Below are 13,186 nucleotides of genomic sequence, written 5' to 3' on the forward strand. Positions count from 1 at the left end.
AGGACAAGACATCATGAATAAAGCCGACGATTGGGAAATCCAGCTGACGGGCGTGCACAAATGGTACGGCCAGTTTCATGCCCTCGACGACATCAGGCTGGATGTCGCCCGCAAGGAACGCATCGTCATTTGCGGGCCGTCCGGCTCCGGCAAATCCACGCTGATCCGCTGCATCAATCGGCTGGAAACCCATCAGGAGGGACGGATCCTTGTCGGCGGCGTCGAGCTGACCGACAACGAGAAGAACGTCGACGCGATCCGGCGCGAAGTCGGTATGGTCTTCCAGCACTTCAACGTCTTCCCGCACCTGACAATCCTGGAGAACTGCATTCTGGCGCCCGTCTGGGTCCGGCGCATGCCGAAAAGGCAGGCAACCGAAATCGCCATGCATTTCCTGGAACGGGTGCGCATCGGCGATCAGGCACACAAATATCCCGGTCAGTTGTCCGGCGGGCAGCAACAGCGTGTGGCTATCGCACGGGCACTCTGCATGGCGCCGAAGGTCATGCTCTTCGATGAACCGACCTCGGCGCTCGATCCTGAAATGGTCAAGGAAGTGCTGGACACCATGGTGGCGCTGGCAGAAGAAGGCATGACCATGATCTGTGTCACCCATGAGATGGGCTTTGCGCGGCAGGTTGCCGACCGCGTCATCTTCATGGATCGCGGATGTATCGTCGAAGAAGCGCCGCCGGAAGAGTTTTTCGGAAATCCCAGGAGCGACCGCAGCCGGCTCTTTCTCAGCCAGATCCTGCACTGAGGCACCCGTCGGCACCAGATTGCGCGAAAGGCTCAGAGCGGTTGCAGGTCCTGAGGGAAACCGCCCAGATGGCAGCAGGTCAGGGCCGCCCGGTCGCGGCCCGCTTCAAGCGCCCGTTGTAAGGGAAAGCCGGCCCGGTAAGCACTCAGGAAGCCGGCAATGAAACTGTCTCCGGCACCCGTCGTATCCACCACATCCACGGCCTTTATCCCGGTTTCGGCCCGGCTCGACCCGTCGAAGGCCACGGAGCCCAGCGCGCCCCGCGTAACGACGGCAATGCGCGCACCGTTGGCATGCAACGCCTCCAGCATGTCATCCGCGCTGGACACGTTGTCACCCGCTGAGCCGAAGGCAATCGATAGGCCCGCCACGCCACGATGAACGGCGTCATTCTGTACGGTAACGTCCTGGGAGACACTGACCCCTGCCGCCGCAAGCCGCCTGCGGGTTTCTCCGCCATCCCGTAGCCAGCCGATATGCACGTGATCCATGCCCAGCAGCAGAGCCATGTCGGATTCGTCGGGCACGTAATCGCGGCAGGCGCCGAAGTCTTCATGAGCGAAAATCCGGTCTCCGGTCTCGGTCACGATCACATCGGTAAAGGCGGTGTGGATGTCGGTGAGGCGCAAACGCTCCACACCCACCCCATTGCTCAGCAGCGCGTCCCGGGTGCGAACGCCATCCTTGTCGGGACCCACGGCCCCGAAATAGCTGACGTCATGCCCCATGAGCGCGAGCTGCACGGCCACGTTCAGGGCATTTCCCCCAATCAGGGCTCGGGCAATGGGTGGCTGGAATCGATCCACGCAATTATCGCCCACCGTGGCAAAACGAAAGCGGGACATAGTGCCTCTGTCTTTGTTGAACGAGAGGGCCGCAACCATCCTTGAAGATGGTTGCGGCCAAGTTGGGGGTCTATCGCTTCGCGCAAGTCGGCCGGGCGATCAATAGGCAACGCGCTTGTAATAGCGACGGGTTGTGAGCGGATGGTTGCGCATCACCTCGAGATGAGCGCTGATCCGTTCCAGCAGCGTGGCAAGCAGGATGGGTGAGGCAAGCGCCCGGACATCCTGCGAAAGGCCGGGCAAGGCACAGTCTGCGGTATCCAGCACGGTCAGCCGATCCGTATATTGGGCGGCGAAACGCTCAACCCGGTCTGCGAGCGGGCGATAGGCGTCTTCGCCCTTGAAAAGAACGACGCTGACATCCTTTTCCAGCAATTCCAGCGTGCCGTGGAAGAAGTCGGATGCATGAACCGGACGGGTCCGAATCCATTGCATTTCTTCCAGGATACACATTCCGTAATAATGGGCTTCGGGCCAAACATTCCCGGCCGCCGTGATGATGTGATAATCAGAGGCCGCCAGAATGCGGGCGAAGGCATCGGCTTTCGGCTCGAAGGCCCGTTTGGCCTCCAGCAGCAGAGCCGGCAGCATCCGCAGCTCCGCAACGATCCGCGCATGATCTGCAATCTCGCCGCGGTGTTTCATGATGGAGAGCGCGACAAACAGGGACTGGAGATAAAAGGATTCGCACGACGTATCGTCTTCAGCGAAGTTGACGAAGACATGGTCTCCGCCCTTGCCCAACGGTGTTTCCTCGTGGCCGACCAGGGTCAGTACCGTCGCGCCCGTCTGCTTCAGCTTTTCCAGCAAGGCCACGCTTTCCTTGGTGGTGCCCGACAGCGACGGAATGACGACAAGAGAACGTGCTGTGAGATTGATGGAACCTCCAATCTCCAGCTCCGCCGTGGAATGCATATAGGCCGGGAAACGGGAATGGCCCTGCAGGAGCTGGAAGGCCGGCTGCATCAGGATGGCGGCACCGCCAGTGCCCAGAAAGAATACATTCTCTGCGCCCTTTTCCAGACACCCAGAAACGACCTGATCGAAGCGCTCCGCCAGATTTGCCGCGCCGTTCTGGATGCGCAGAAACCGTTCTTCATCGAAATTCAGCATTACCGTCAGTCTCCATGATCAAGGTTGACGCGAAGAGGAACCAACCCCGCCCGCCATATTCGAACCTATGTTGTAAGACAACTGACATCTAGACCTTTTCTTGTCAAGGGTACCTTCTCCATTATGGCGGCGGAGCAATCCTCAGTCCCGGTTTCACGGGGTCGTGTGGCGCCCATCCTTGCTTGACCTTTGCGGAATCGTCAGACAAGAAGAAGGAGAGGACACGAGAAAAGAGGCCATCTTGGAGGAACCCCTTCGCGATACACGAACCCTGGTGGTCCAGCTTCGCGACCGCATTGCCGAACTCATTCGGGAAGAGGATCTGCAGCCAGGGGCCAAACTGCCGACCGAAGCCCAACTCACCACCCGTTTCAAGATCTCCCGACCGGCGTTGCGCGAGGCTCTGAAGCTTCTCGAGCAGGACGGCATCATTTATGTCGAACACGGCAAGGGCCGCTTTGTCTCTGCCATGTCTGCTGTTCATGTGGACCGACCGATTACGGTCTTCGAAAGCGTCACCGATATGGCGCGCCAATATGGCTACACCCCGCATAACAAGGTCCTGTCCATTTCCGAGGAAACGCCGGAACCGGAGATCGGTCGACATCTGCGCCTCAAGGACGGAGACCGGGTCATCCGCATCGAGCGTCTCAGGCTCGAAGGCGATACCCCCATCATGTATTGCATCGACTATGTGCCGCGCAGCCTGGTTCCCGCGCGCCTTTACGACATTGACTGGAGCGGCTCGCTGCTCGGCATCCTCGACGTTTATCGCCAACGCCCCCGGATGTCGGCCGCCTCCGTGACTGCGGTCATGCTTCCCGCAGATGTGATCGAGCGGAATGATCTGAGAGATTTCGGTCCGGCCCTGCTGATCACGGAAACCTGTTTCAACGCCGATGGCAAACCGGTCGTCTATGCGATTGATTACCATCGCGGCAGCCATTTCACCTTCAGTCTGGTCCGAAAATAGCGTCTCGGAAGGAAGCGGACCGGTATACCCCGACGCGTCAAAACCCTTTCGACCTCCGCTCGACCACACGATCTGCGGCGCCTTTTTTACGGCGACGGATCGCCCGGATGTCTCCGCGTGGGTTTCCTCCCTTACGCACTGGTGCGTCAGACGACGGCAAGAGCGAGGGCATGACCGGTTTCCAGGATAAGGCTGTGCAGCCTTGAGAAACGGCCGTGCTCAAGGGACGGGATAGAGAGAGACAACCGGCCTGCGCTTGCAACCGAGAAGGAGACTGGTTCGATCCGGAAACCCAAGCCGCTGACTTTGACGAAGGCCTCCTTCAGCGTCCAGATCCGGAAAAATGCAACCACCCGCTCTTTCGGTGGGCAGGAATTCAGGTAGTCCTGCTCGGCTGGAGAGAAGAAATGTCGGGCCAGTGCAGGGTCGAGTGCGTGATCGGAAATTCGCTCGACATCCAGTCCGACCGGCCGGCTTGAGGCACAAACAGCAGTCAGACCATCCGTCCGGCTGATGCTGATATAGGGCCGTTGCCGGACCCCTGCCCTTGCCGCATAGGGGGCTCCATGACGGTCATGCTCAATCGACCATTGGCTGGAGCCACGCTCACTAGCCTGTTCGACCAGGTCGCGCATCAAGCCGAGCGAGCGGCTTCGCGCCGGCCGCCCTTCCCCGTGCTCCAGAGCCACCTCCACGGTCGTCTCCGGCAATTCTATTCGCATCCGCTTGTTCCGGACATCACATCCGGCTGACATTGGCAATCTGCATCTCCCGGCCGGACAGCGTCGCCTGACGCACGGCCGGTGCGCCATGCCATTCGGTATGGGATGGGACCTGCTCGCCCTTCATCACGATCGTGAGGGGCCCCAACCTTGCGAAGGCACCGACGTGGCTATCGTAAAGAACCGTGGAACCCGGACCGACCGTAGCGCCCTGCTCCACCGATACACGCCCGATTTTCATCACGCGATCTTCATAGAGATGGGTTTGCAGGGCAGCGAAGCCGTTCACCGACGCGAAATCGCCCACGGAAACACAATCGAATTCTGTAATGTCCGTCATATCCAGATAGACGCCGCGACCAAAGCGGGCACCGAAAAGACGAAGCACCCAGGGCAAGAAGGGAGTTCCGCGCAGAAAATCGAGCAGCATGCGGGCCGCCATGCCGGAATACATGACCGCGATTGCTTCGGTGCGAAGCGAGAACCATGACCACATCGGATTGGCCTGGGGGCGATAGGTCCCCATCATCGTCCACTTCAAGACAAGGACGATCAAGGTCATGGCCAGCGACATGCCGAGGCCAAGCAGGGGCAGCAGCGCCAGCGCCTCCCCATAGCTGCCGCGCTCCAGCGGACCGGACAGGGCGTCGATGGACAGGGTGCCGAGAGTGATCATGGACACAGTCGGAACCGAGAGATTGAAGAACGCTTCGAAAAGACCGCGGCCGAGCTGGCGCCAGCGGGAGGGCGAAAAGGTGCGCGCCGCGCCCCCATCGAAGGTCTGCCGAACCGGAAGCTTGATGGAGGGGCTTCCGAACCAGGTGTCGCCGCAGGACATGGCGCTGTTTGCCGGCGGCTTGGACTTGATGCCGATGAGAGTGCGCTCGGGGATGTCCGTACCAACAGGCACGACGGCGCTGTTGCCAACGAAGACATGGTCGCCGGTCTTGACGCGCTTGACCGACATCCAACCCCGGCGCATGTCCTCCTCGCCGAGCAGAACCTCATCGGCAATGAAGCAATTGGCACCGATTTCCACGAGATCGTAACGGCCGGAAAGGCTCGTCGAAATTTCCGATCCCTTGCCGATCTTCGCCCCCATGAGTCGGTACCAGGCGCGCATATAGACCGTGGCATAAAGGGAGCCCAGCGTTTCCAGGGCGACTTCGGAGCAGAGCGAAACGATCCATTTGCGCACATACATGCCGCTGTGAACCGAGTATGTTCCCTCATCGAGGCGGGGAAGAACGACCCAGCGGATGGCCACGATCAACGCCACGGTCACCACGGTGAGGGTCAAGGCCGCAGGAATGGCGATGATGGGAAGAAACCAGCGATAGTCCATCCCTGTTGCGGTTTCGACGACGGTGCCGGCATGATCGATGAAAAGGAAGGCAGGAACCAGCGGAATGATGCCGATTGCCGGAATGGACAGGATGGACAGCGCGTAGAGGGCGATATTGAAGATGCGACGGAGAACAGTGGCTTCGGCCGGACTGTCGAGGGCTTCCACATCGACCATACCGGTACGTTTTGCCGGTGAGCCATCCCACTTCTCCCGGGCACCGATGACCGCATTCATGCCGATGGCCGTCAAGTCGCCCAATTCGGCACTGTCACCGATGCGGGAGCCGCCTCCGATCACGCAGGACGAGCCGATATAGGCATCGTCACCGATATCGATCCTGTCGATGATCAGTTCGTTTCCAATGACCTGAGCATTGGCAAATCCGCAATGGCCACCAATCGACACCCCCCTGCCGATGGTCAGCAGGTCAATCGCGCCCGCCTCGACCTCGTAAAGCAGCGTGTCCTTTCCGATCCGGGCACCGAGAAGGCGGAGGACCAGGTTGAGAAGGGGGGTTCCCTGTACCCATTTCATATGGATGAGCGACGTCAGCCGCTGGGTCAGCCACCAACGGTAATAATAGGTGCCCCACAGCGGGTAGCGGCCCGGTTTCGTTCGCCCGATGATCAGCCATTTCAGACCGATGGCGAGAGCGGCCGTGACAATATTGATGGCGAGATAGATCCCTGAAACGAGGGCCATTTCGGCAAAGAAGCCAATCGATGTGTCATTGAGCAGGATAAAGGCGATAAAAGTGCCGAGGAATTGTGCGGTCATCAGACCGATGATCAACGGCATCGCCGCAGCCTGGGCCGCACCACAAAGAAAACGCCGCAGAAGCGGGGGCGGTTCGAAGGAAAGATCCGTCGGAGCAAAGGCGGCACTGGCGTCCCTATCCAGCCGTGCTGCCATCGCGCGGATGGTTCGATCCCGATAAACATCCTGCAGGCCGAGGGCAGCAAATGCCGGCGTCTGGCGAACGGCAGACAGGAAGCGGGCGGCAAGAAGCGAATGGCCGCCGAGATCCGTAAAGAAATCCGCATCCATCGAAATTGCGGTTCCCGGAAAGACGGTCATCGCAGCCGCCAGAAGGGCATTCTCCGTGGGCGTTCTCGGCTCGGCTTCCGCCTCGTTTGCAGGGGTGTCTTGCGCCAATGGAACAGCCGCCAGGGCTCGACGGTCCGTCTTGCCGGAAATCAGCATGGGCAGCCGGTCGATTTCGACGATACGGGCAGGCACCATGTAGGAGGGCAGAACCCGCGCAAGATTGGCGCGAAGGAGCTTGATATCCAGGGCGCCCTTTTCCTGCGAGACAATGAAGGCGACAAGCCTTTCGATGTCATCATCCTTTCTCAGGATAACGGCCGCGGATTGCACCCCGGGCATGAGCGCCAGTCTGCTTTCGATTTCGCCGAGTTCGACGCGGAAGCCGCGGATTTTCACCTGATCGTCAAGACGGCCATGGAAGCGCAGGTTGCCGTCGGCATCGACAGAAACCGCATCCCCGGTCCGATAGAGGACCGGATCGAGGCTGGAAAGCGGAAAGGGATTGGCGACGAATTTGTCGGCCGTAAGCTCCGGCCGGTTGAGATAACCTCGCGCCACGCCGGGGCCGCCGATCAGCAGCTCGCCTTCCTCTCCCTCAGCCACGAGTTCGAGCGCCTCGTTGACGACATAGCAACTGTAGTTCGGGATAGGGCGACCGATGGTCACATCCTGCCCGGGCCTGATCTCGGACACGGTTGCCACGACGGTTGCTTCCGTCGGGCCATAGCTGTTGAAAATCCGGCGACCCGGTCGGCACCAGCGTGCGGCGACGGAGGGCGGGCAAGCCTCGCCCCCGAGGATGATGATGCGAAGTGAGGGAATATCCTCGGGGAACAGCGACAAAAGCGTCGGCACCGTGTCCATGACGGTCACCCCATGGGCCTTCAAGACCGCAGGCAAAGCAGGAATATCCGACATCAGGGAAGGATCCGCCACGAAAAGTGCGGCTCCGACGACGTAAGGCAACCAGATCTCCTCCATGGACAAATCGAATGCCACGGAGGCGCCCTGGAACATCACGTCCGAACTTTTCACGCCATAGGTCGCACGGGCCGCGAGCAGGAAGTGGCAGATGTTTCGGTGCGTGATTTCGATGCCTTTGGGGGCACCGGTCGAGCCGGACGTGTAGATGTAATAAGCCGGACAATCGGGCGTAAGCCCAAGACGCCGCGGATCCGCCGGTACGGCGCCCTTCAAGGCCGTATCACGATCGACGAAGACGGTAAGTCCGGTGACGGCAAGATCCGATCCCTTCTGCGCATCGGTGACAATACCCTTCGCATCGGCATCGAGCAGGCAGGCGCGGATCCGTTCCACCGGCGTATCCGCGTCAAAGGGTAGCCAGGCTGCCCCTGCACGCGTGATGGCAAGTTGCGCAATGAGAAGGGAAACCCCGCGGCCGAACCATAGCCCGACGACATCCCGAGGCCCCACACCCTTCTGCTGCAGGCCGGCGGCAAGCGCCGAAGCCTGCTCGTCAATCTCGCGATAGGTATAGCGCCGAGACGTCGTCACATAGACGGGGCGGTCCGGTCCGGCTTCCAATCCTTCGCGGAACAGGTCTGCCAGAACAAGGTCCTGAAGCAGTTCCGGCCTGCTATCGCCGAGCAGTAAGGAGGCTGCGGGTGAAAGGGCTGAGGTAAAGCGATGGCTGCTGTTGATGAGATTCATGGCCGCATGTCCCAAAGGAGGGCGCCAGGGTGGACAACCCACCTGCTCCCCGTCTGGATAGCGTCATACCGAAGTCGCCATTACCTTCGCCTGACACGCCGTGACGACGTTTTGTAAGTTTCCGGGAACTAGGATAGGGTCTGTTCAAGGACTACAGGCCAGTCCGTCAGCGCAGGGGTCGCATGCCGTTTATCCGTGTCATCGTCGCGATTGCGATCTTGTCGGCTGGCTCCGGAACCCAGGCCGCCAACGGGGTCATAGCGCCGCGTCAACCGTCAGCCGTAACGACCAGCGGTTCAACCACGGAAACGCCAGGTCCCGGAAAGTCCCTTCCCCGACGGCCGCATCAACAAAAATTGTCTTTTCACGACCTGGTGCGCAATCTCGTTGCAGCCCATGAGGTGCAACCGCTGAAATCGGTGCTTGACGCTGCCCGCAGGGCGTCCGCAGGCGAGGTCGTCTCGATCAAGTTGAGGCGTCAGAAGGGACGATGGATCTATCATGTCCGACTGCTGAAAGCGGATGGCCGGCGCGCCGAGCTGGAGATAGATGGCAAAAGCCTGAAAATCATGGAGAGGAAGTGACGTGCGGGTTCTGATCGTGGAAGACGAACAGCGGCTGGCCGATGATCTTCGCCGGACCCTCACCGCGCAGAATTATGCGGTCACCCATTCCAGGGATGGAGAGGATGCGTGGTTTCGTGGCGATACCGAGGATTTCGATCTCGTCATACTCGATCTGGGCCTGCCCCGTATGGATGGTTTTTCTGTCTTGAAGCGCTGGCGTGCAAACGGCCGGGGCATGCCCGTTCTGATCCTGACGGCTCGCGACAGCTGGCGGGACAAGGTGGACGGCATCGATTCGGGCGCGGATGATTACCTCACCAAACCATTTCGGATGGAGGAACTGATCGCCCGTGTGCGCGCATTGCTGCGCCGCTCCGGCGGGCAGTCGTCGCCGGTTCTTTCCAATGGAGACATCGAAATCGATACGCGGCTACGCACCGTTACCCATAAGGGAATGCCGATATCGCTCACCCCGCTGGAATACCGGCTGTTGACCTATCTCATGCACCATCCCGGCAAGGTCTTCTCGCCTGCGGAAATCTCCGCGCATATATACGAAGAGGACATCGACCGGGACTCCAACGCGGTGGAGGTTGTCATCGCGCGGCTACGGCGAAAGCTCGATGGACCTTCGATCGAAAACAGACGGGGCCAGGGTTATTTTGTGCCGGCCGAGGGACGCCGGTGACCGCGCGCTCCCTGCGCCTGCGGTTGACCTACTGGGCACTTGCCGCCCTTCTGGTGGCATTTGCGCTGGCAGCGATCGGCATGGAATTCATCGTCGGCCGAACGGTGGAGCGGGTGGCCCTTTTCGACGTCGAAGATCAGATGCGCATCCTGGTCGGCAATCTGGATATCGGCCCCGATGATCAGCTCACCCTTTCGGAAGAGCCGAAAGATCCGCGCTTCACCCAGCCCTATGGTGGTTTCTACTGGCAGATGGGTAGAAAGGGTCAGGTCGAGCTCCGTTCCCAGTCGCTCTGGGATCAGCAGCTGGCCTGGAATGCTGCCCTGACAAAAGGGGAGAAAGCCACGTTTTCAGGCCCCAACGGCAGAACCCTCATCGGCGAACAGGAAACGGTCATTCTCGCCACTGCTTCGGGCGAGCAGGCCGTGACCGTCCTCGTGGCCCTGGAAGACACACAGATCGCAGAAGCTCGCCGGGAATTCCTGTATGCGATGGCGCCGTCGCTGGCTGTGCTCGCCCTGTCTCTGATGGGCGCGGTCTGGATGTTTCTGCGGTTTGGCCTGGCGCCGCTCGACCGGCTTCGCGCAGCGCTCGGAGCCGTCCATGACCGGCGGGCGCAGGTCATAGAAGGCGACTATCCATCCGAGATCCAGCCCCTTGTCGATGACCTCAACGCTCTGATCGTGCGTCGCGACACGCAGTTGACGTCGGCCCGCGCTCGCGCAGGCGACCTCGCCCATGGTCTGAAGACACCGCTCGCCGTGCTCGATACGATCGCGCGCGAACTGGATCGGAAAGGCGACGGGACGATCGGGGATGCCCTGAGAGCCGAGGTGATGCGTATGGATGCACATGTGCGCCGGACAATCGCGCAGGCCCGCGCCGGGCTTGCGGCTGCGCGCTCCTCGAACAGTATCGATATTGTCGGCCCGACACGGCAACTGGTTGCGACGATGCAGAGGATCGCAATGCATTCGGGGCTCAGCTTTTCCCTGGAGGCGCCCGAAAGCCTCCTCCTCCCGATGGACGAAGCGGACTATATGGAAATTTGCGGCAATATTCTCGACAATGCACGCAAATGGGCGAGAAGCGAGGTCTTTGTGCGCTTGATCGCCACCGATCAGGACATCCTCCTTGTCATCCGTGATGACGGGCCGGGCTTGCCTGATGATACGGGTGTCGAGCACGTAACCCGCGGTCGCCGGCTGGATGAAGCGGTCGCCGGCTCCGGCTTCGGTCTTGCCATCGTCAAAGACCTTGTCGACGCCTATAACGGAAAGCTCGAATTCGGGCGCTCGACAGCGGGCGGGCTGGAGGTGACGGCCACACTTCGCCGGCAGGCAAATCTCTGAAATCTCTCGGCCGTGCGTTTTACCCGGTCCTGTCCACGACACCGCGAACGAAACCTGCCCTCATTCCCGTTCCCGCAAGAGCGCGTTGCTCGCTTCTGTCGGCACGATGGCGGTTCGCCGATCGTTGCGGTCGTTGCGGCGGGCCGCTTCAGGTCTTGAAATTCTCGCGCTCAGCACGGATGGTCATGGCAGCCGACGGGACCTCCCTTTGGCCATCCCTTGCCAAGCAAACAATGCCGAAAGTGCCCGATCATGAAAACGCAATCCCTGGCAATCCTGGCCGGTGAAGCCACCGGACCCATTCTGGCCACAGAGGAACCGCTGAGCTTCTGGGGTGGCGTCGACCCGGCAACAGGCAGGATCATCGACGTCCACCACCCCTTGAACGGCCAATCCATTGCGGGATGCGTGCTGCTGATGCCTTCCAGCCGGGGCTCGTGCACCGGTTCCGGGGTGCTGCTGGATCTGGCGCTCAACGGACTGGCACCCGCTGCGGTCGTTTTTGCGCAGCCTGAGGATGTCGTTACGCTGGGAGCGCTCATTGCGGGGCGCATGTTCGGCAAGCCGATGCCGGTCTTGCGTTTATCGCAGGAGGATTGGCAAAGCTTGGCCAAAGCCGGGACGGCCAGCATCCGCCCGACATCGGTGGTAGCGGCCGATCTGGAGATTTCCCTGTCCCGCCCCGGCGGATCGACACTGTCCCTTTCCGACGAAGACCGGGCCATTCTGAACGGCCGCGATGGCAAGGCAGCCCAACTGGCCATGGAAATCATTTGCACGATGGCAGAAAATCAGGGCGCGGAAAGCCTCGTGGATGTCTCTCAGGCCCATATTGACGGATGCATCTATGCCAGCCCTGCCAATCTCATCTTTGCGGAAAAGATGGCGGATATGGGGGCTGAAGTGCGGATACCGACGACGATGAATGCGATTTCGGTGGACCATGCGAACTGGCGCGACCAGGGCGTTCCGGACGCTTTCGGCGGACCGGCGCAAGGATTGGCGGACGCCTATGTGCGCATGGGGTGCCGGAACACCTTCACCTGTGCCCCCTATCTGCTCGATAGTGCGCCCTCAACGGGAGAGATGATTGCCTGGGCGGAAAGCAACGCCGTGATTTATGCAAACACGGTGTTGGGCGCGCGGACGGCGAAGCATCCGGATTTTCTCGATCTTTGTATTGCCATGACCGGTCGGGCGCCTTGCTCCGGCGTCTATCTGGACCGGAACAGGCAGGCGCAGCGGATCATCGACATTGAGGCCCCTGCCCGGATCGACGATTCCTTCTGGCCTTTGATCGGCTATCTGGCCGGTAGGTTGTCGCCGGATCGGCTTCCGCTGCTGCGGGGACTCGCCCCCCTTGAGCCTAGTCCGGAGAACCTGAAGGCCTTGTGCGCCGCCTTCGGGACAACATCGGCCGCGCCCATGCTGCACATTGAGGGCGTGACGCCCGAAGCGCACAGGATCGCAACGGAGGCGGATCATGTCACACTGCGTCGAGCGGACATGATCGCCGCTTGGTCGCAACTGAATGCAGGTCCTGAAAATGTCGATCTCGTTGCTATCGGCAGCCCGCATGCATCGCTGCAGGAATGCCGCGCCCTTGCCGATGCGCTGGGCGGCGAACCGGTGAAAATTGCCACGATCGTGACCGCGGGCCGCGATGTGGTGGCGAAAGCGCGCGCCGAAGGTACGCTTCAAATACTGACCAATGCAGGCGTTCAGGTCGTCTCCGACATTTGCTGGTGCTCCATATCGGAACCCGTATTCCCCATTCACGCCCGGACAGTCATGACCAATTCAGGCAAATACGCCCATTATGGTCCAGGCCTTTCGGGCCGCGCTGTCCGCTTTGCGGGCCTTGCGGATTGCGCCCGAACGGCCCTGTCCGGATTTGCTGGGCACGATCTCCCCGGCTGGCTCCTGGAATAAGCCCTGATCGCGCGCTCGCGCGGCTCCCTCTTGGGACCTTTCGAAGAAGGGGTCCCATGAGGGCAGCCTCCTGCGGCCACCCCCCTTTTCTTCGATCACGCTGCCCGGAACCCCTGGCCGCCTCCAAGGCAGCGAAACCGCTCCGGGCAAGATCCTATGTCGTCAGGGC

Annotated in this window: 10 protein-coding genes; 6 read left to right on the forward strand and 4 right to left on the reverse strand. The window is 60.8% G+C overall.

Annotation, left to right across the window (positions count from 1 at the left end; translation table 11 throughout):
• Positions 1–13: 13 nt before the first annotated feature.
• Positions 14–760, forward strand: coding sequence for an amino acid ABC transporter ATP-binding protein (locus ACT54B_RS15395; RefSeq protein WP_476046007.1), 747 nt, complete (start codon positions 14–16; stop codon positions 758–760).
• Positions 761–792: 32 nt separating this feature from the next.
• Here ACT54B_RS15395 and ACT54B_RS15400 read toward each other — a convergent pair whose 3' ends face one another.
• Together ACT54B_RS15400 and ACT54B_RS15405 are read right to left on the reverse strand one after the other, a co-directional pair.
• Positions 793–1,605: a PfkB family carbohydrate kinase gene (locus ACT54B_RS15400; protein ID WP_476046008.1), complete on the reverse strand. Its 813-nt coding sequence runs from the start codon at positions 1,603–1,605 to the stop codon at positions 793–795.
• 99 nt (positions 1,606–1,704) lie between these two features.
• Complete coding sequence (locus tag ACT54B_RS15405) at positions 1,705–2,718, reverse strand: SIS domain-containing protein (protein WP_476046010.1); 1,014 nt, start codon at positions 2,716–2,718, stop codon at positions 1,705–1,707.
• A gap of 241 nt (positions 2,719–2,959) precedes the next feature.
• Here ACT54B_RS15405 and ACT54B_RS15410 point away from each other — a divergent pair, with 241 nt between their 5' ends.
• Positions 2,960–3,691 (forward strand): GntR family transcriptional regulator, encoded by a 732-nt coding sequence (locus ACT54B_RS15410; protein WP_476046011.1) that lies wholly within the window; start codon positions 2,960–2,962, stop codon positions 3,689–3,691.
• 146 nt (positions 3,692–3,837) lie between these two features.
• Here the strand turns inward: ACT54B_RS15410 and ACT54B_RS15415 are convergent, their stop codons facing one another.
• Both ACT54B_RS15415 and ACT54B_RS15420 read right to left on the reverse strand, forming a co-directional pair.
• Positions 3,838–4,413: a 4'-phosphopantetheinyl transferase family protein gene (locus ACT54B_RS15415; protein WP_476046012.1), complete on the reverse strand. Its 576-nt coding sequence runs from the start codon at positions 4,411–4,413 to the stop codon at positions 3,838–3,840.
• A gap of 16 nt (positions 4,414–4,429) precedes the next feature.
• On the reverse strand, positions 4,430–8,479 hold the full coding sequence (locus tag ACT54B_RS15420) for a Pls/PosA family non-ribosomal peptide synthetase (RefSeq protein WP_476046013.1): 4,050 nt from the start codon (positions 8,477–8,479) through the stop codon (positions 4,430–4,432).
• A 182-nt stretch (positions 8,480–8,661) separates the two neighbouring features.
• Between ACT54B_RS15420 and ACT54B_RS15425 the strand changes: the two genes are divergently transcribed.
• From ACT54B_RS15425 to lhpI, 4 genes are all read left to right on the forward strand, one after another.
• Positions 8,662–9,063: a PepSY domain-containing protein gene (locus ACT54B_RS15425; protein ID WP_476046015.1), complete on the forward strand. Its 402-nt coding sequence runs from the start codon at positions 8,662–8,664 to the stop codon at positions 9,061–9,063.
• 1 nt (position 9,064) lies between these two features.
• Complete coding sequence (locus ACT54B_RS15430; RefSeq protein WP_476046016.1) at positions 9,065–9,733, forward strand: response regulator transcription factor; 669 nt, start codon at positions 9,065–9,067, stop codon at positions 9,731–9,733.
• A complete protein-coding gene (locus tag ACT54B_RS15435; RefSeq protein WP_476046017.1) occupies positions 9,730–11,085 on the forward strand; it encodes a sensor histidine kinase in 1,356 nt (451 codons plus the stop codon). Before ACT54B_RS15430 ends, ACT54B_RS15435 begins: the two co-directional genes overlap by 4 nt.
• A gap of 252 nt (positions 11,086–11,337) precedes the next feature.
• On the forward strand, positions 11,338–13,017 hold the full coding sequence (gene lhpI / locus ACT54B_RS15440; protein WP_476046019.1) for a cis-3-hydroxy-L-proline dehydratase: 1,680 nt from the start codon (positions 11,338–11,340) through the stop codon (positions 13,015–13,017).
• Positions 13,018–13,186 lie beyond the last annotated feature (169 nt).

It is taken from the genome of Gellertiella sp. DMC107 (assembly GCF_056313605.1).

Excerpts from the sequence above, each read along its gene's own strand:
- ACT54B_RS15395 (WP_476046007.1), top strand. The coding sequence starts at position 14 with ATGAATAAAGCCGACGATTGGGAAATCCAGCTGACGGGCGTGCACAAA.
- ACT54B_RS15400 (WP_476046008.1), bottom strand. The coding sequence starts at position 1,605 with ATGTCCCGCTTTCGTTTTGCCACGGTGGGCGATAATTGCGTGGATCGA.
- ACT54B_RS15405 (WP_476046010.1), bottom strand. The coding sequence starts at position 2,718 with ATGCTGAATTTCGATGAAGAACGGTTTCTGCGCATCCAGAACGGCGCG.
- ACT54B_RS15415 (WP_476046012.1), bottom strand. The coding sequence starts at position 4,413 with ATGCGAATAGAATTGCCGGAGACGACCGTGGAGGTGGCTCTGGAGCAC.
- ACT54B_RS15420 (WP_476046013.1), bottom strand. The coding sequence starts at position 8,479 with ATGAATCTCATCAACAGCAGCCATCGCTTTACCTCAGCCCTTTCACCC.
- ACT54B_RS15425 (WP_476046015.1), top strand. The coding sequence starts at position 8,662 with ATGCCGTTTATCCGTGTCATCGTCGCGATTGCGATCTTGTCGGCTGGC.
- lhpI (WP_476046019.1), top strand. The coding sequence starts at position 11,338 with ATGAAAACGCAATCCCTGGCAATCCTGGCCGGTGAAGCCACCGGACCC.